This is a genomic window from Curtobacterium sp. SORGH_AS_0776 (assembly GCF_031453355.1).
In the GTDB taxonomy this organism is placed as follows: Bacteria; Actinomycetota; Actinomycetes; order Actinomycetales; family Microbacteriaceae; genus Curtobacterium.
In genome coordinates this window covers 3,522,518-3,539,454 of the sequence record NZ_JAVIYU010000001.1, presented here as the reverse complement: position 1 = coordinate 3,539,454, position 16,937 = coordinate 3,522,518, and the positions used below count along the sequence as shown (strand labels likewise).

The 16,937-nt window shown below is 73.3% G+C and carries 20 protein-coding genes and 1 riboswitch; of the genes, 14 read left to right on the top strand and 6 right to left on the bottom strand.

What is annotated here, in order from left to right; all coding sequences use genetic code 11:
- The first annotated feature begins 30 nt into the window (after positions 1 to 30).
- Positions 31 to 360 carry a hypothetical protein gene (locus QE359_RS17230; RefSeq protein WP_309780074.1) on the top strand — a complete coding sequence of 110 codons (330 nt, stop codon included), beginning with the start codon at positions 31 to 33 and terminating at the stop codon, positions 358 to 360.
- A 215-nt stretch (positions 361 to 575) separates the two neighbouring features.
- Here the strand turns inward: QE359_RS17230 and QE359_RS17225 are convergent, their stop codons facing one another.
- Entirely contained in the window at positions 576 to 1,109 is a 534-nt protein-coding gene (locus tag QE359_RS17225; RefSeq protein WP_309780073.1) for a DUF3800 domain-containing protein, read from the bottom strand.
- A 96-nt stretch (positions 1,110 to 1,205) separates the two neighbouring features.
- Between QE359_RS17225 and QE359_RS17220 the strand changes: the two genes are divergently transcribed.
- Genes QE359_RS17220 through QE359_RS17210 form a run of 3 tightly spaced genes read left to right on the top strand, consistent with a single transcriptional unit; the run spans position 1,206 to position 3,127 of the window.
- Positions 1,206 to 1,622, top strand: coding sequence for a VOC family protein (locus QE359_RS17220; RefSeq protein WP_309780072.1), 417 nt, complete (start codon positions 1,206 to 1,208; stop codon positions 1,620 to 1,622).
- A 39-nt stretch (positions 1,623 to 1,661) separates the two neighbouring features.
- Complete coding sequence (locus QE359_RS17215; RefSeq protein ID WP_309780071.1) at positions 1,662 to 2,279, top strand: DNA-3-methyladenine glycosylase I; 618 nt, start codon at positions 1,662 to 1,664, stop codon at positions 2,277 to 2,279.
- A gap of 38 nt (positions 2,280 to 2,317) precedes the next feature.
- Positions 2,318 to 3,127, top strand: a complete 810-nt coding sequence (locus QE359_RS17210; RefSeq protein ID WP_229086308.1) for a DJ-1/PfpI family protein — start codon at positions 2,318 to 2,320, stop codon at positions 3,125 to 3,127.
- Between the two features lies 1 nt (position 3,128).
- Here the strand turns inward: QE359_RS17210 and QE359_RS17205 are convergent, their stop codons facing one another.
- A complete protein-coding gene (locus tag QE359_RS17205; RefSeq protein ID WP_309780070.1) occupies positions 3,129 to 3,599 on the bottom strand; it encodes a GNAT family N-acetyltransferase in 471 nt (156 codons plus the stop codon).
- The gene (locus QE359_RS17200; RefSeq protein ID WP_309780069.1) at positions 3,596 to 4,357 is read right to left on the bottom strand and encodes a LysR family transcriptional regulator substrate-binding protein; all 762 of its coding nucleotides are present in this window, start codon (positions 4,355 to 4,357) and stop codon (positions 3,596 to 3,598) included. Before QE359_RS17200 ends, QE359_RS17205 begins: the two co-directional genes overlap by 4 nt.
- A gap of 33 nt (positions 4,358 to 4,390) precedes the next feature.
- On the opposite strand from QE359_RS17200, the gene QE359_RS17195 reads away from it, so the two are divergent.
- Together QE359_RS17195 and QE359_RS17190 are read left to right on the top strand one after the other, a co-directional pair.
- The gene (locus tag QE359_RS17195; RefSeq protein ID WP_070418322.1) at positions 4,391 to 4,780 is read left to right on the top strand and encodes a DUF5997 family protein; all 390 of its coding nucleotides are present in this window, start codon (positions 4,391 to 4,393) and stop codon (positions 4,778 to 4,780) included.
- A gap of 36 nt (positions 4,781 to 4,816) precedes the next feature.
- Positions 4,817 to 5,323, top strand: a complete 507-nt coding sequence (locus QE359_RS17190) for a hypothetical protein (protein ID WP_309780068.1) — start codon at positions 4,817 to 4,819, stop codon at positions 5,321 to 5,323.
- On the opposite strand, the gene QE359_RS17185 is transcribed toward QE359_RS17190, so the two are convergent.
- Positions 5,324 to 5,734, bottom strand: a complete 411-nt coding sequence (locus QE359_RS17185) for a phage holin family protein (protein WP_309780067.1) — start codon at positions 5,732 to 5,734, stop codon at positions 5,324 to 5,326.
- Positions 5,735 to 5,968: 234 nt separating this feature from the next.
- On the opposite strand from QE359_RS17185, the gene QE359_RS17180 reads away from it, so the two are divergent.
- Positions 5,969 to 6,496 carry an Lrp/AsnC family transcriptional regulator gene (locus QE359_RS17180; RefSeq protein WP_309780066.1) on the top strand — a complete coding sequence of 176 codons (528 nt, stop codon included), beginning with the start codon at positions 5,969 to 5,971 and terminating at the stop codon, positions 6,494 to 6,496.
- A gap of 1 nt (position 6,497) precedes the next feature.
- Here the strand turns inward: QE359_RS17180 and QE359_RS17175 are convergent, their stop codons facing one another.
- The gene (locus QE359_RS17175) at positions 6,498 to 6,929 is read right to left on the bottom strand and encodes a GNAT family N-acetyltransferase (RefSeq protein ID WP_070418328.1); all 432 of its coding nucleotides are present in this window, start codon (positions 6,927 to 6,929) and stop codon (positions 6,498 to 6,500) included.
- 111 nt (positions 6,930 to 7,040) lie between these two features.
- Between QE359_RS17175 and QE359_RS17170 the strand changes: the two genes are divergently transcribed.
- The 7 genes from QE359_RS17170 to ribH all read left to right on the top strand — a co-directional run bounded on the left by QE359_RS17170 (position 7,041) and on the right by ribH (position 16,555).
- Complete coding sequence (locus QE359_RS17170; RefSeq protein WP_309780065.1) at positions 7,041 to 8,387, top strand: hypothetical protein; 1,347 nt, start codon at positions 7,041 to 7,043, stop codon at positions 8,385 to 8,387.
- 90 nt (positions 8,388 to 8,477) lie between these two features.
- Positions 8,478 to 10,295, top strand: a complete 1,818-nt coding sequence (locus tag QE359_RS17165; protein ID WP_309780064.1) for a chaplin family protein — start codon at positions 8,478 to 8,480, stop codon at positions 10,293 to 10,295.
- A gap of 173 nt (positions 10,296 to 10,468) precedes the next feature.
- Positions 10,469 to 11,782 carry an alpha/beta hydrolase-fold protein gene (locus QE359_RS17160; protein WP_309780063.1) on the top strand — a complete coding sequence of 438 codons (1,314 nt, stop codon included), beginning with the start codon at positions 10,469 to 10,471 and terminating at the stop codon, positions 11,780 to 11,782.
- Entirely contained in the window at positions 11,779 to 14,202 is a 2,424-nt protein-coding gene (locus tag QE359_RS17155; protein ID WP_309780062.1) for a DUF2156 domain-containing protein, read from the top strand. Before QE359_RS17160 ends, QE359_RS17155 begins: the two co-directional genes overlap by 4 nt.
- A gap of 197 nt (positions 14,203 to 14,399) precedes the next feature.
- Positions 14,400 to 14,534, top strand: a riboswitch (FMN riboswitch).
- A 91-nt stretch (positions 14,535 to 14,625) separates the two neighbouring features.
- Entirely contained in the window at positions 14,626 to 15,327 is a 702-nt protein-coding gene (locus QE359_RS17150) for a riboflavin synthase (protein WP_309780061.1), read from the top strand.
- The gene (gene ribB, locus QE359_RS17145; RefSeq protein WP_309780060.1) at positions 15,327 to 16,079 is read left to right on the top strand and encodes a 3,4-dihydroxy-2-butanone-4-phosphate synthase; all 753 of its coding nucleotides are present in this window, start codon (positions 15,327 to 15,329) and stop codon (positions 16,077 to 16,079) included. Before QE359_RS17150 ends, ribB begins: the two co-directional genes overlap by 1 nt.
- The gene (gene ribH, locus QE359_RS17140; RefSeq protein WP_309780059.1) at positions 16,076 to 16,555 is read left to right on the top strand and encodes a 6,7-dimethyl-8-ribityllumazine synthase; all 480 of its coding nucleotides are present in this window, start codon (positions 16,076 to 16,078) and stop codon (positions 16,553 to 16,555) included. The genes ribB and ribH overlap by 4 nt, the downstream gene beginning before the upstream one ends.
- A gap of 172 nt (positions 16,556 to 16,727) precedes the next feature.
- Here ribH and QE359_RS17135 read toward each other — a convergent pair whose 3' ends face one another.
- Complete coding sequence (locus QE359_RS17135) at positions 16,728 to 16,898, bottom strand: hypothetical protein (protein ID WP_156794867.1); 171 nt, start codon at positions 16,896 to 16,898, stop codon at positions 16,728 to 16,730.
- Between the last annotated feature and the right edge of the window lie 39 nt (positions 16,899 to 16,937).

Below are 16,937 nucleotides of genomic sequence, written 5' to 3'. Positions count from 1 at the left end.
GCCCGCGAAGAACCGCGAAGGAGATCTCCCATGAGCGACACCAACACCGCCATGACCGAGGAGCAGAAGGCCGCCCTCGTCCGCTCCACCCGCCGACTCGACCTGCGTCGCATCCTCGGTGGCCTGTTCGTCCTGTACGGCGTCATCGTGACCATCGTCGGCATCGTGCACTGGAACACCGACCCCGAGAAGACCGGTGGCATCCACATCAACCTGTGGGTCGGGCTGTCGATGCTCGTCGGCGGGCTGCTCTTCTTCCTCTGGGATCGGCTGAACCCCGTCCCGGCGGAGGACATCATCGGCCAGGCCGAGGCCAAAGAGCACCAGAAGGCGGCCGGCGAAGGCCGCGACCTCGCGTGACCAGCTGAACTGACCGACGGACGGGAGGCGCGGTGCCGGCTGGCATCGCGCCTCCCGTCCGTCTCGGTGCCGGTTGACGGCAGTTCGGCGGCGGTCCTAGTATTGATATGTCGATCGGGTGCTGCTCGATCGGAAGTGAGCCCCGGAGCATCCTGCAGTCAGCGCGGGACCGGGGTTTTGCGCCATCGGGGCCAGGTTTCGACGGACGCGGCCGGTCAGCTGACGGCGATGACCGTGTGCGGCGTCGCAGCGGGGATCATCCCGTGCAGGTGAGCGCCACACGCTGTGTCTGCAAGCCCGAGCAGCGGTTCGTCGGCGCCGCGAACGTGCTCGTACCGCAAGGTGTGCCCGACTCCTCGGGCACGAAGTGATTCGAGCACCGACGCGTCGCTCGAGTCGCGCGCCGACCCCCGAGACTCGAGCGCGAGGACGTGCACCTCGCGGCGTTCGAGTTCCCACACCAGGCGTTCGAGGCATCGCCGGCGGCGTCGCTCTGCGCGTGCTGGTGCGCCGTCGTAGAGCACCACGACGAGTGCGGCGGTGTGCACGAGCAACCCGATCCAGGTGAGGCGCTGTCCGTCTGTGGCTTCGTACCAGTGCAACTTCCGCATGCGTTTCGGGGTGGCGGCACGAACTGCGTCCCGCGCGGGATCTGCGTGGCGATCATCGACGACCGCGGCGGCCATCACGTACGCGGTGTGGTCGCGACCGCCGCCGGGTTCGGACTCGTCGACGTACGCGCGGTGCATCGAGCCAGTATATTGCGTACCGGTTGCTTCGCCGGTGAAACGGTTGCGCTCCGTCCCCGGGCGCGCCAGGTTGAGCACGACGAAAGGATCCTCCCCATGGACACGATGGTCTTCATCAACCTGCCCGTCGTCGACCTCGAGCGCTCGAAGGCGTTCTACGAGGCCCTCGGCTACTCGATCAACCCGGCGTTCAGCGACGACACCGCGGCGTGCGTCGTGGTGAGCGACACGATCTACGTCATGGTGCTCACCCACGCCAAGTTCGCGGAGTTCACCACGAAGACCATCGCCGACGCCGACACGATCGAGGTCATCAACTCGCTCAGCGCCGACTCCAAGGACGAGGTGCACCGGATCGTCGACGCAGCGGTCGCCGCCGGCGGCTCCGAGGACCGCCCCGAGATGGACCTCGGGTTCATGTACCAGCGGAGCTTCGTCGACCCCGACGGGCACCGCTGGGAGTACGTGTGGATGGACCCGCAGGCAGCGCAGGACGGTCCGCCCGCCGAGTGAGCGACGACGGGTGTCGGCGGCGACGGCCAGGATGGTGCCATGAGCTCCGAGTCCGTCGCCGCTGCCCCGTCCGACCTCGTCGTGGGTGACGACGGCCTCGCCCGGCCCGTGTGGGCATCGAGTGACGAGCTGTTGCGCGACTACTACGACACAGAGTGGGGCATGCCCGTGCGCGACGAGCGCGGAGTGTTCGAACGCCTGTCGCTCGAGGCGTTCCAGTCCGGGCTGTCGTGGCGGACGATCCTCGCGAAGCGTCCGGCGTTCCGGGCAGCGTTCGCGGACTTCGACGCCGACACGGTCGCGGCGTTCGGCGAGGACGACGTCGCACGGCTCATGGCCGACGCCGGCATCGTGCGGAACCGGGCGAAGATCCTCGCGACGATCACCAACGCGAACGCCACGATCGCCCTGCGCGAGGACGGCGGCCTGTCCGACTTCGTGTGGTCGTTCCGGCCGGCGACGACGCCCGAGCCGGTCACGTACGCCGACGTCCCGACGAAGTCGGATGAGTCCGTCGCACTGTCGAAGGCACTCCGGAAGCGGGGCTTCGCCTTCGTCGGGCCCACCACGATGTACGCGCTGATGGAGGCGCTCGGCATCGTCGACACGCACCTCGTCGGCAGCCACCGCCGGGGGACCTCCGGCGTCTGGAGCTGACCCCGACGGTGCCGACGGTGCAGGGCTAGGGTCGCGGCATGAGCTCCGAGAACCCACGCGTCCGCCCCGTCCACCCGGTCGAGGCCGAGGTGGTGGAGGTGCCCCTCGACGCCGAGGTGCCGACGCCCGAGCCGTCCGACGACCCCGGTGCCGGCACTCCCGAGCACGACCCGGCCGAGATCCGGATCGCGTTCCTGTTGTTCCCCGGCCTGACGCAGCTCGACCTGACCGGGCCGGCGCAGGTGCTGTCCCGCGTCCCGGGAGCCCGCGTCGAGTACGTCGCGGCGACGCTCGACCCGGTACCGAGCGACTGCGGGCTGTCCCTCGTGCCGACCACCACCATCGCGGACGCCAGCCCGGCCGACGTGCTCGTCGTCCCCGGCGGCGACGGCGCCTTCGACGCGATGCTCGACCCCGCGGTGATCGCGTTCGTCCGGCGCGAGGCCGAGCGCGCCACCTGGGTGACCTCCGTGTGCACCGGCGCGTTCGTCATCGGCGCGGCGGGGTTGCTCGCCGGCAAGCGCGCGACGACGCACTGGGCGTCGAAGCCGATGCTCGCGGCGTTCGGCGCGCAGCCGGTCGACGATCGTGTCGTGGACGACGGGGCCGTCGTCACCGCGGCCGGGGTGAGCGCCGGCATCGACATGGCGCTCTGGCTCGCGGCCGAGCTGGCGGGGCAGCCTGCAGCCGAGGCGATCCAGCTCCAGATCGAGTACGACCCGCAGCCGCCGTTCGACGCGGGTTCGGCCGTCCGGGCGGACACCCGGATCGTGACCGAGGCGCGTGCCGCAGCGGAAGCGGCACGTGGTGACCGGGTGGCGCGGGCGGCCGCGGCCGTGATGCGCTGAGTCAGACGAGCGGAAGCTGCATCTGCGTCGCGGTGACGCCGTAGCCGAGTCGCTCGTAGAGGTCCTGCGCGCCCGTGTTGTACCCGAACACGTTCAGGCCGATGGTCCGGGCGCCGTTCGCTCGGGCGACCTCGTGCGCCTGCTCGAGTGCTCGGCGGGCGTGCCCCCTGCGTCGGTGCGGCTCGTCGATCTCGACGTCGAACACCCACCAGTCGGTGCTGCCCGGTGCGAACGGGCCGATCCAGAGGTACCCGACCACGGCGTCGGCACCGTCGAGGACGTCCCAGACGAAGTGCTCGGGCAGCGGCGTGCCGTCGGGGAACCACTTGTCGAGGGACTGCTGCTTGTTCGCCTCGGCGCGCTCCCGCGTCTCGCCCGCCCGGATGCGTGACTCGACGTACTCCGCCATCGTGCGGTCGAGCCACCCGGGCAGTCGCTCGGCCGGCATCGCGACGAGGTGCGTGTCCGTCACCGGTTGCCCTTCGACCCGCGCTTCGGCTTGCCCTTCATGCCGCGCTGCACACGCCCGCGACCGGTCGAGTTCTTCCCGCCGCCGCTCTTGCCTCCGGTGCCCTTGGTGGCGCCGCGCTTGGCGACCGTCTTCGCGTTCGACGGTGCGGCCTTGCCGCCGCCCTTCGCCGGACGCGACCCGTCCTTCGGGTCGGGAGCCGCGCCTCCTGGCTGGTCCTGGTCGCCCCGCGAACTGTTCGCGGTGCGCCCGCGGACCACGCCGATGAACTCCTCGGTGGTCTCGGTGGCGTCCTCGGAACGCCAGACGAGCACGATCCGGGTGCCGGGCGAGCCGGCGAGCGTGCGGCTGACGAGCTCCTTGCGGCTCGCGGCACGGAAGAGGGACTGGGGGAGGACGGCCACGCCGACGTTCGCCTCGACCAGGTCGAGCGTGGCGTCGACGTCGTCCGGGACCGGGCCGGGGTCGACGACGTGCACGTCCGTCGCGGCGAGGTCGACCTCGGCGAGGTCCGCGAGCGGGGAGTCCTTCGGCATCGCGACGACGGCGGTCTCGGTCCAGAGCGGGATGGCGTTGTGCGCGTCGGAGACGGGGACCCGGGCGAACACCATGTCGGCCTCGCCGGCGAGTGCGTCGTCGACCTCGTCCGCTCCGATCGGGCGGAGTCGGAGCTCGGTCGTGGGGAAGCGCTCGCGCCAGACGCGGGCCCACTTCGCGGGGGACACCCCCGGCACGAAGGCGATGGTGAGTGCCGCGGTCATGCAACCGAGCATAGGGGCCGTACCCTTGTGTCCATGGCGCAGGAACAGACCATGAAGCCCGAGACGGCCGCGAAGAAGCTCGGCATCCTGCTGGCGGCCGCCCCGGAGACCTTCCGGGACGCGCCGATCAGCCGGACCGCGTTCGACGAACTCCGCACGGAACCCCCGACCTGGCTCGAGGACCTCCGTCGCGACGGACCGCACCCGCGACCCGTCGTGGCGCAGAAGCTCGGCGTGTCGATCTCGGGGCTGACCCGTGCGGGCATCGACGAACCGCTCACCACGGCGGAGATCAAGACGCTGCTCGAGCAGAAGCCCGAGTGGCTCGTCCGCGAGCGCGCGACCCAGGCCGCGGTGCACGCCGAGAACGCCCGCGTGAAGCAGGAGCGTGCCGCGAAGGCCGCTGGCCGCACCGAGGACTGACCCGACCCGCACCACCCCGCCGCCCGAGGACACCCCGTGCACGAGACCGTCGCCGACGCCATGCTCGTCGTGCCGCAGTTCGCGTCGGTGTGCTGCATCGTGGGGGACCGGTACCGGCCTCGCCCGGGCGTGATCGTCCCCGCGGCGGTGATGCTCGTCGCGATGCTCATGCCCGTCGTGCACGCCGGAGCGGTGTGGACGCTCTTCGCCGCCACCGTGCTCCTGCTCCTCGCGCCGCTGCCCGTCATGCGGCGGCGCCGCGCCGACGGTCGCCGCGCTGAGCCGATGGACGTCCACCGGGCGCTGTCCGCGGTCGTGATGTCCGGGATGCTCCTGATGGGGCACGCCACGGGCATCGCCGACGGACACGCCGGCCACGGCATCGCCCTGACCGCGGTGCTCGGCGCCGGAGTGATCGGCTACGCCGCGTTCAGCGGGTGGCTGCTCCGCCACGAGTGGGCACGAGAGGACCGGCGTGCCGTCCGGAGCGGCGAGGTCTTCGCGATGACGGTCGCCGTCGTCGGCATGACGCTCGCGATGTAGTCAGCGGTTCGCCACGCGCTCCTGCACCTCGTGGATCGTGTCGGACGGCACCGGCGGCACACCCCGACGGATGCCGGCGATGCCGACGGCCGCGAGGACCGCGGTGACGACGCCGAACACGACGAGCGTGATGCCGGTCGCGGCCCAGAGCGGGAGCGCGAGCGCGAGCAGCACCACCACGAACCCGGCGAGCAGGACGAGGGTCGTCAACGCGAACGCCACCGCGACGCCGGTGAGCACGAGGCCCGTCTTCGCGCCGTTGACGCGGTCGCCGATCTCGCGTCGTGCCGATGCGACCTCGTCGCGGACGGCGCGGAGCACCGGCTCGAGCGCCTTCTGCACGAGCCCGGCGGTGACGGTGTCACGGAAGGACGGCTTGCCGGTCGTGGTGTCGTCGTAGTCGGTGCTCATGGTGTCTCCTGTTCCTCGAGCGCGGTCGTCCGCACCCACCAGGGTGACGCGTCGGAGACGGGAGTCGTCACGCCTGCGACGCGCATGCTCGGCGGGTTCCCAGGACCGCCGGCGACGAGCAGGTTCCGTCCGGCGCGTGACGGTTCTGGTTCGCGGATGCCGGGGATCGCGAACCGGAACGGTCACACGGTGAGGAGAACACGGGTCCGGGCGCGTCCGCGGTAGCGTCGAGCCGTGTCCGATCGCCACGTCCGTCGCCCCGATCCCGCGCCGCGCCTCGACGAGGTCGACGAGCGGATCCTCTGGACCCTCGCCGCCGACGCCCGGATCCCGAACAACCGCCTCGCCGCTGCGGTCGGCATCGCCCCGTCGACGTGCCTGACGCGCGTCCGCGCACTCGAGGACGCCGGGATCATCCGTGGCTACCGGGCCGACGTGGACGTCGCACGGCTCGGCTTCGCGATCGAGGCGATGGTCTCGGTCCGGGTGCACGCCGCAGCACGCCACGAGCTCCGCGACTTCGCGAAGCGGCTGCTCGGGGTGCCCGTCGTGCAGGACGTGTCGTTCCTGGCCGGCGACAAGGACTTCCTCGTGCACATCGCGTGCACGTCCACCGAGCAGCTCCGCGACTTCGTGGCCGACGAGCTCAGCGGCGACCCCTCGGTGGCGACGACGCAGACGAACATCGTGTTCGAACGGCTCGTCGCCGACCGTGCACAGCAGGGGCGGTCGTTCGACGAGCTCCGGCGCTGGCGGGCCTGACTCAGCGCGTGCGGGTCATCGGGAGGTGGGGGATCCCGTCCTCGTTGAAGTCCTCGCCCGAGCGCACGAACCCGAACCGGGCGTACCACTGCTCGAGGTGCGCCTGGGCGTCGATCGCGATGCGCGGGGAGCGTGCCTCGGCGATCGCGGCCTCCATCAGCAGCGACGACAGCCCCTGCCCCCTGGCGGCCTTCGCCGTGGCGACGCGGCCGATGCGCTCGGTGCCGTCGTCCTCGCGGAGGAGCCGGAGCGTGGCGTCGACCGAACCTTGCCCCGCCCAGAACTGCAGCGTGCCGGGCTCGAGGTCGCGCCCGTCGATGTCCGGGTAGGCGGCTGCCTGCTCCACCACGAACACGTCCTGCCGGAGTCGCAGGATCTCGTGCAGGGTGACGACGTCCAGGTTGCGCGTCGGGGCGTTGAAGATCGAGACCAAGACCGGCCTTTCCTGACGATTTCTTCCGAAACATGGTGCGTTCCGGAACGGAGCGGCGTACATTGCCGGACAACCACTCTACGTGCGCAGCCGAGATCAGGAGGTGAGCGCATGGACCAGCCGTTGCGCGCACCCTGGCGCGCGATGATCCGGTACGTCGTGTTCGGCGTCGGCATCGCCGCTGCCCTCGTGCTGCTCTCGTTGGTGCTCGGCGCTCGTCCGGCCGCGGCGGCCCCCGCGCCCGCCCAGCAGACGCTGCAGACCCACCCGTCGCAGCAGCGCGGGCTGGTCGGCGGGGTCGTCGACGGCCTCGGCGACACCGTCCAGGGCGTCGCCGGTGGGGTCGGGCACGTCGTCGACGGCGTCGTCGCCCCGGTCCGGAAGGCCGTCGTCCCCGCCGCTCCGGCAGCTCCGGCCGCGCCCGCACCGAGCGCCCCGGCAGCGCACCCGGCACCCGCGGCCCCGGCGGCGCCGGCCCCCGCAGCTCCGGCGCCGACCCGCCCGTCGAGCGCCGCTCCGGCCCACACGCAGCCGTCGAGCGCCGCTCCGGCACCGTCCACACCGGCACGCACCGCGCCCGCCCCGACTGCCCCCGCAGCACCGGCAGCGCAGCCCGCGACCGCCCCCGCGGCGGCACCCGCAGCGACCAGCGCGACCCACGCAGCACCGCAGGCCGGACCGGCGGAGGCGAGCAGCGCCTCCAGGCCCGTCACCGGCACGGTCGCGACCGTCCTCCGTCCCGTCACCGGCGCCGTCCAGACCCTCACCGACGCTCGCCCCGTGACCACCGTCGTGCACTCGCTCGACCAGGTGGTCGGCGGCCTCCCGGTCGTCGGCACGGTCCTCGGCGACGACACCCTCGGCACCGTGACCGACCCGGTCAGCGCGCTGGTGGACGACACCCTCGGCGGCGTCGGCACGGTCGTCGGATCGGTGCCGGACGTGCTCACCGGCCTGCCGCCGACGGTCGGTGGCGTCCTGCCAGGAGGCACGGATCCCGTCGTCGGCCTCCCCACCGCTCCGGTGGGCGGCACGTCCACGGCCCCGGTCGCGTCGACACCGTCGCTCACGTCCCCGGGCGCTGCCAGCGCTGTCGCGCCGGCAACCGTCGCGCAGGGGACCGCTGCCGAGCGGACGGACGCCGTCGCCACCGAGCGGGCCTCCGTGCTCGCCGGAAGCGGGAGCGCCGCCGCCGCACCCGGCGTGCAGGACGCGACGTTCGGCGGCCGGGCTCTCCTCGTCCCCGAGGGCCACGGCGTCACGTTCGGCGGCCCCGCGGACGGTTCCGCCACCGGTTCCCTCGGCGGCAGCGCTGCCGGTTCCGCCGGGTCGGCAGCAGCCGTCGGCATCGTCGGTTCCGACGACCAGGTCTCCCTCGCAGCGGGGTCACGCGGCACCATCGCCGACGACGCGGTCCCCGCGTCCATCGTCGGCGAGCACGACGTCGCCCCTGACTGAGATCGGTGCGCCTGTCCGACACGGCAGGCACGCACCACCGGCCGCCATCGCGGTCGGTCCACATCTCATCTCGATCAGGGAGCAACGATCATGAACAAGTACGTCTCGAGAGGGCTCTGGTTCGCCCTCTTCGTCGGCGGTCTGACGCTCGGGGGTGCGGTCGCGGCGAACGCGGCGACGACCTCCGGAGCGGACGGCACCGCCTCGGGCACACAGGTGTCGCCGTCGATCGACGCGCCGGTGTCCGCGACCGGCAACGCACTCGGGGTCCTCGGCGACGCGGTGTCGTCGGTCACCCGTCCGGCAGCGCCCGCGGCCCCGGCCGCACCGTCGTCCTCGGCTCCGGCCGCGACACCGTCCACGTCGGGTGCCGACGGCATCGCCTCGGGGACGCAGGTCGTGCCGGACGTCGCGGCGCCCGTGCAGATCTCGGGCAACGCGATCGCGGTCGGTGGCGACGCTGCCGCGGCATCCGCACCGGCACCGGCTCCGGCAGCTTCGGCTGCTCCGGCGGCCCCTGCTGCTGCGCCCGCGGCGGCGCCGACGACCTCCGGGTCGGACGGCATCGCCTCGGGGACCCAGGTCGCCGGTGCGGTGACCGCGCCGGTCTCCGCCACGGGCAACGCGGTGGCGGTCGGCGGCGACGCCGTGTCCGCTGCCGCCACGCCTGCCGCGTCGGCGCCCGCTGCCTCGACGCCTGCTGCTCCGGCCGCGGCGCCGACGACCTCGGGGTCGGACGGCACGGCCTCGGGCACGCAGGTCGCGCCGGTGGTGTCCGTGCCGGTGACGGTGTCGGGGAACGGTATCGGGCTGCTCGGTGACGGCACCTCGGCGGGGGCAGCTGCCCCGGCGGCCGGCACCACGACGCCGGCCGCGGGCGGTTCGACCTCCGGCAGTGACGGACTCCTCTCGGGGACGCAGATCCTCGGTGCGGTTTCCGTCCCGGTGACGGTGTCGGGCAACGGCATCGGGCTGCTCGGTGACGGCACCTCGGCGGGGGCAGCTGCCCCGGCGGCCGGCACCACGACGCCGGCCGCGGGTGGTTCGACCTCCGGCAGTGACGGACTCCTCTCGGGGACGCAGATCCTCGGTGCGGTCTCGGTGCCGGTGACGGTGTCGGGGAACGGCATCGGGCTGCTCGGTGACGGCACCTCGGCGGGGGCAGCTGCCCCGGCGGCCGGCACCACGACGCCGGCCGCGGGTGGTTCGACCTCCGGGTCGGACGGCACGGCCTCGGGCACGCAGGTATCCCCGGTGGTGTCGGTTCCGGTGACGATCGGTGGGAACGGCATCGGCCTCGTCGGGGACGGCACGAGCACCGGTTCCACGGCCCCGGCGACCGGGACCACGACGCCCACCACGGGCGGCTCCACCTCGGGTGACGGGGGACTGCTCTCGGGCAGCCAGATCACACCCGTGATCAGCCTCCCGATCACCATCGGCGGCAACGGGATCGGCATCGTCGGCGACGGCACCAGCTCGACGACGACGCCCGGTGGCGGCACCACTCCCGGTGACGGCACCGACCCCGGTGACGGCACGGACCCGGGCGACGGCACCACCCCTGGTGACGGCACGGACCCCGGAGACGGCACCACCCCTGGTGACGGCACCGACCCCGGCGACGGGAACGGCGCCGGCGACGGCACCACGCCCGTCTCGGTGACCACCCCGGCCACCGGGGCCGGTGCAGTCGTGGCGACCAGCGCCTCCCGGCCCGCGACGGTCGTCGCGACGACCGCCGGTGCCTCGACGGTCGTCCAGGCCGCCGTCCGCACGGTGGCTGCGTCGAGCAGCCAGCCGGCCCTCGCCTACACGGGAGCGTCCTCGCCGGTCGTCCCCGCCGGCATCGCCCTGCTGCTGCTCCTCGCCGGAGCGGGGACCCTGGTGCTGCGCAAGCGGCACTGACGTCCGACGGGCTCGAGGGGCACCGCACCGCGGTGCCCCTCGCACCCGTGCCCACTGTCCGCCGTCCGCTGGACGAACGCCGAAGGCTCTCTGGGAGCCGACCATGGCGAACCTGTGCGGAGCAGAAGCGCCTCCGAGGCCGCCCGGCAGCGGGGCAGCGCCACGATGAGAGCGTGCTCCACGACCTCCTGCGCATCCCCATCACGGGCTCGACCGTCCTCGTACCGGTCGACGTGCTCGCCGCCGTCCTCGTCGTGTGGGCGCTCCTCGCCCGGCCGCGGTCGCTCGGCCGCGTCCTCGTCCGGATCGCCGCCCTCGGCGTCGGTGCGGTCGCCGGGCTGGCGCTCGTCTGGTGGTTCGGCGACGTCCAGGACGCGTTCGGTGTCGCGTTCACCTCGGTGACCCGGATGTGGGTCGCCCTGGCGTGCGCCGGGATCCTGCTGCTGGTCGTGCTGCTCGTGCAGGGCGGCTGGACGGGCCGGGTGGTCGCCGGGGCCGCCGCCGCGAGCCTGCTGCTCGCAGCGGGACTCGGCATCAACGTCGACTTCGGCTTCTACAAGAACGTCGAGCAGGCCATCGCCACGAACCCCTACAAGACGCGGACCCTGGCGGAACGGGACCCCGCGGTCGAGCGGCTCGTCGACCTGCACGACTGGCACGCCCCGGCGGACATGCCGAAGAAGGGGGAGACGTTCAGCGTGACGATCCCCGGCACGATCTCGCACTTCCACGCCCGGAAGGCCGTGGTGTGGCTCCCGCCGGCCGCGCAGGTCCGGAACGCCCCGGCGCTGCCCGTGCTCGTCGCACTCTCCGGGCAACCCGGCGAACCGGCCGACCTCTTCCAGACCGGCGACATCGGCCACTACCTCGACCGGTACGCAGCAGCGCACGACGGCCTCGCCCCGATCGTCGTCGCCCCGGACCAGCTCGGCGCTCCGAACCGCAACCCGATGTGCGTGGACTCCCGGCGGCTCGGGCGCAGCGAGACCTACGTCATGACGGACACCGTCGACTGGATCCGGAAGCACCTCGCGGTCGCGACGGCACCGACGGGCTGGGGCGTGCTCGGCTTCTCCGAGGGGGCCACCTGCGCGATGCAGTTCTCGTCCGCCCACCCCGACGTCATCGGGTCCGCGCTGGCGATCTCGAGCGAGATCGCCCCGAAGAACGGCAGCCTGCAGCACACCATCGCCGTCGGCTTCGGCGGTTCCCGCTCCGCCTACGACGCCGCGACGCCGGTCGCCGAGATGCGCGCCCACGGCCGGTACGCCGACCACCTCGTCGTGTTCGGGGTGGGCGGGGACGACGCCCCGTACAAGGCGTCCACCGCCACGCTCCGTGCGGCGGCCGCGAGGGAGGGCATCGCCACGCAGCTGGTCGTCTCCCCGGGGTCGGCGCACGACTGGAACACCGTCCGCTACGTGCTCGCGCACGGCCTCCCACCGGTGCTCGAGCACCTCGGGCTCCCCGCGAGCGGACCGCTGTGAGCGGCGTCGCATCGGCAGTGGCGACCGTCCGCCGGGTCGTCGTCACCCGCCCGGTCACCACGGCGATCGTCCTGCTCGTGCTGGCGACCTCGACGCTCGCGTTCGTGCTCCGGCTGGAACACGGAGCGCACGCGACCGTGTTCGGTCCGTTCCGGGTCTTCGCGGCGTCGACCGGCGTGCTCGCCCTGCTGCTGACGCTCGCCGGGGTGGTCGTGCTCGTCGGGGCCTCGGAGCGGCTCATGGGGTCCTGGCGCACGGCACTGGCGTTCGTGGTCACGACCGTCGTCGGTACGGGCATCGCCGCGTTCGCCGTGCTCGTCGACCTCGACGGCAGGGGCGTCGTGCCGATGGTGCTCGGCCGGGCGACGAGCTTCGACCCCTGGACCGCCATCGTCGGCACGGTCGTCACCGCCAGCGCCTTCGCGGGGACGCTGTGGCGGCGGCGGATCCGGGTGAACGCCCTCGCCGTGGTCGCCGCCCTCCTGCTCTACGCCGGGCACGTCTCCGACCTGTCCGCCGTCCTCGCCGCGGCCGCCGGGTGGCTTCTCGGCGAACTCCTGCGCCGCACACCGAAGCGGCAGGGCTGGGTGCGCAGCTCGCACCGCGAGATCCGGGTGCTGCTCGGCACCGCGGTGCTGGTGTCCGCCGTCGGCCCCGTCATCGCGCTGGTGTCCCGCGCGCGGGTGGGGCTCCTCGCACCGATCGCCGCGGTCGTCGGCGCCGGCCCCGTCACCCCGGTGCGGGGCTGCCGTGCGGACGCGGTCGCGGGGGAGTGCCTCCGCGGGCTCCTGTCCTTCCGCGCGACCGACCCGTGGACCCTCGTGCTCGCCGTCGCGCCCCTGCTCGTGCTCGTCGTCGGCGGACTCGGGCTCTTCCGCGGCAGTCGCTTCGCGGTGTGGCTCGTGGTCGTCGTCGACACGGTGACGGCGATCGCCGCCGCGATCACCTACGGCCTCGTCCCGGGGCGCGTCGTCGCGCAGCACGGCCTCGAGGACCAGTTCGTCACCGACGTGTCCATCGTCGCGTCGATCGTCGTCCCGCTCGGGACCGCGGTCGTCCTCGTCGTGCTGCGGCGGTCCTTCACGGTGCTCACCAGCCGGCGCCGCGTCGTCGCCTTCGCGGTCACCGTCGGTGCGGCCGCGGTCGGCATCGTCAGCGTGGTGCTGGTCGTCGCCGCGTCCTCGGCACACCACGTCGAGGACCCCCTGCGGCTGGCGCTCGCCGCCCTCGGCCCGCTCGCACCGGTGAGCTTCTGGGACCGGCTCCCGTCGCTCGACCACGCGCTCCGGCTCGTGCTCGGGCTGAGCGGACCGGTGCTCTGGCTGGTCGTGGCGATCGCCGCCGTCCGGCCGACCGGGGCCGTCGAACCCGACACCGACGCCGACGCTGCGCACGCCGACCGCGAGCGCGCCCGCGCCCTGCTCATCGCCGGTGGCGGGGACGCGTTCGGCTGGATGACGACCTGGCAGGGCAACGCCTACTGGTTCGCCGAGGACGGTCGCGCCGGCGTCGCCTTCCGCCGCAACGGCCGCGTCGCGGTGACGGTCGGCGGGCCCTTCGGCTGGCCCGACGCCCGCACGGCGGCGATGACCGCGTTCGCCCGGTGGTGCGACGACAACGGCTGGACGGCGGTCTTCTACGGCATCGGTGCGGAGACCGCCGGGGTGCTCACCGCGCAGGGCTGGGCGACGCTCCCGGTGGCCGAGGACGCCGACTTCGACCCCCGGACGTGGACGACGAGCGGGAAGAAGAAGCAGGACGTCCGGACCTCGGTGAACAAGGCGGCGCGCGAGGGCCTCACCGCGACCTGGTCGAGCTGGCAGCAGCTGCCCGCGTCCACCACCCGGCAGATCGAGGCGATCTCCGAGGAGTGGGTCGCCGAGCGCGAGCTGCCCGAGATGGGGTTCACCCTGGGCGGGGTCGACGAGATGCGCGACCCCGCGGTGCGCACCCTCGTCGCGCAGGACCCCGAGGGCACGGTGCTCGCGGTCACCAGCTGGTTGCCGGGGTACCGGGACGGCCGGGTCGTCGCCTGGACGCTCGACGTCATGCGACGCACACCCGCGGCACCGAACGGCGTGATGGAGTTCCTCGTCGCGAGTGCGGCCGACCGGATGCGCGAGGACGGCGTCGAGCGACTCAGCCTGTCCGCGGCCCCGCTCGCGCAGGCCGCCGAGGGCCCGCAGGCGAACGACGGCGTGCAGAGCCTGCTGGACCTGGTCGGCGGGGTCCTCGAGCCGGTGTACGGGTTCCGGTCGCTGCTGCGGTTCAAGCAGAAGTTCGGCCCCGAGCTGCACCCGCTGGTGCTCGCCTACCCGGACCCGGTCGCGCTGCCGGCGATCGGGATCGCGGTGGTGCGCGCGTACCTGCCGGACCTGTCGCTCCGGCAGGCGGTGGCGTTGGCGCGCGGGCGCGGCTGAGCAGACGGACCGACGGACGGTTCGGGAGGCGCGGCGCACCTCCGCCCCGCGGCCAGCGGGACCGGGTGGCGGACGTGGGTCGCGGGGTCGGCCGCACCGCGCCTCCTGGCCCGCAGCGCGGTCACGCGACGTCCGGTTACGCCCACGGAACCGGCGCAACGTGTCCGTCACCTGCGTGGGGTATCGTTCCCGGTACGCAAGCGCTCCGGGGTCGGTGCAAGTCCGAACCGGTGGTGACAGTCCACGAACTGATGACGGGTGCGAACCCGGCAGAGGTTGACCCGGTGGAACTCCGGGACCGACGGTGAAAGTCCGGATGGGAGGCGCGCTGGCGGACGAGACGTCCCACGATCCGTGGGTGCGACCCGTCCGTCGATGCCGACGATCGTCGAACGCCCCCGGAGTCCCGTTGAGAGGACACCAGTGTTCACCGGCATCATCGAGGAACTCGGCACCGTCACCGCCGTCGAGCAGCACGGCGACTCCGTCGCGCTCACCGTCCGCGGGCCCGTCGTCGTGCAGGACGCCCGGCACGGCGACTCCATCGCGACGAGCGGCGTCTGCCTGACCGTCGTCGAGCAGACCCCGGAGACCTTCACGGCCTTCGTCATGAAGCAGACGCTCGACATGAGCGCGCACGGGTCGCTCGCGGTCGGCGACCGGCTCAACCTCGAACGCGCGGCCTCGGTCGGCGACCGGCTCGGCGGGCACATCGTCCAGGGCCACGTCGACGGCACCGCCACCGTGCTCGAGACCGCGGACGGCGACGGCTGGCGGCGCGTCCGGTTCTCGCTCGCGCCGGACCTCAGCCCCCTGGTCGTCGACAAGGGCTCGATCGCGATCGACGGCGTCTCGCTGACGGTCAGCGCCGTGTCCTCCGAGGACACCCCCGCCGCGGACGCCTGGTTCGAGGTGAGCCTCATCCCCGAGACGCTCGAGGCCACCACGCTCGGCGCCCGCGTGCCGGGGGACCGGGTGAACATCGAGACCGACGTCCTGGCCCGGCACGTCCGGCGGATGCTGCGCCTCGACGCCGCGGTGCGGCCGCTCGAGGGCGATGCGCGTCCGCTCGAGGGCGATGCGCGTCCGCTCGAGGGTGCCACGCTCGGCCAGGAGGAACGGTGATGGTCGCCGGGGCACGTCCCGCCGCGCAGGCGGGTGCCTCCGGTGTGGTTGCTGCGTCCGGTGCGGTCGCCGGGTCCGGTGTGGTCGGCCCGGGATCGCTCGGGCTGTCGAGCGTCGACGAGGCCATCGCCGCCATCGCCGCCGGCCGCCCGGTGATCGTCGCCGACGACGAGGACCGCGAGAACGAGGGCGACGTCATCCTTTCCGCCGAACTCGCCACCCCCGAGTGGATCGCCTGGACCGTGGCGCACTCGTCGGGGTTCATCTGCGCACCGGTGAGCGTCGAGATCGCCGACGCACTCGACCTCCCGCCGATGGTCGCCCACAACGAGGACGTCCGCGGGACGGCCTACACCGTGACCGTGGACGCCGCCGTCGGGGTCACCACCGGCATCAGCGCCCACGACCGAGCGCACACGTTGCGGGTCCTCGCCGACCCGGCGTCCGTGCGCGACGACCTGCACCGGCCCGGACACGTCGTGCCCCTGCGGGCCCGTCCGGGCGGGGTCCGCGAGCGTGCGGGCCACACCGAAGCCGCGATCGACCTGGTCACCGCCGCAGGGCTCCGGCCCGCCGCGGCGATCTGCGAGATCGTCGACGAGGACGGCGGCATGATGCGTCTGCCGGGACTCCTCGGACTCGGGGCACGCGCCGGCGTGCCCGTCATCACCATCGCCGCGCTCGCCGAGTGGCTCGACGCGGCAGACCGGGCAGCGGCGGAGTCCGCGCCCACGGAAGGAACGGCACGATGAGCGGAGCAGGCGCGGCGGACCGCGACCACGTCGACGGCAGCGGCATCCGGGTGGCGATCGTCGCCGGGCAGTGGCACGACGAGATCGCCGGGGGCCTCCTCGCCGGGGCGCAGCGCGAGGTCGAGCGACTCGGTGCCATGGCGGAGGTCATCCCTGTCCCCGGGAGCTTCGAGCTGCCCGTGGTCGCGAAGGCCGCGCTCGAGGCCGGGTTCGACGCGGCGGTCGCCCTCGGCGTGATCATCCGCGGTGGGACCCCGCACTTCGAGTACGTCTCGGACGCGGCGACGAGCGGCCTCACCCGGGTCGCGATCGACGCCGGCAAGCCCGTCGGCTTCGGCGTGCTCACCCTGGACGACGAGCAGCAGGGCCTCGACCGTGCCGGGCTGCCCGGTTCGAAGGAGGACAAGGGGGCCGAGGCCGTGCACGCCGCCGTGTCGACCGTGGTGACCCTGCGCCGGCTGCGCGTGCTCGCGTAGGCGACCCGCGCCTCCTGGCCCGCCGCGCGTCAGCGCGTCCGCGCGTCGCTGCTGCGCTCGCACAACCGAAGTCACCCCGCGCCACGCGATCACGTGGTGCGGGGTGACTTCCGTTGTGCGAACGGCCCCGCACCTCTTCAGGTGCGGGGCCGTTCGTGTGCGGTGGTGCTGACTACCGCTTGCCGAACACGTGGATCGGCAGGAAGAAGGAGAGGCACATGAGCACGAGACCGCCCATGAAGATGAACGCCTGACCCGAGCTCACCTGGAACGCGAAGCCGAACAGGTACATCGAAACCAGCAGCAGCAGGATCGAGAAAACAGCGGCGATGACGCGGCCCACAGTGGTACCTCCGGAATCAGGCGGGTGGATCGGACCCAG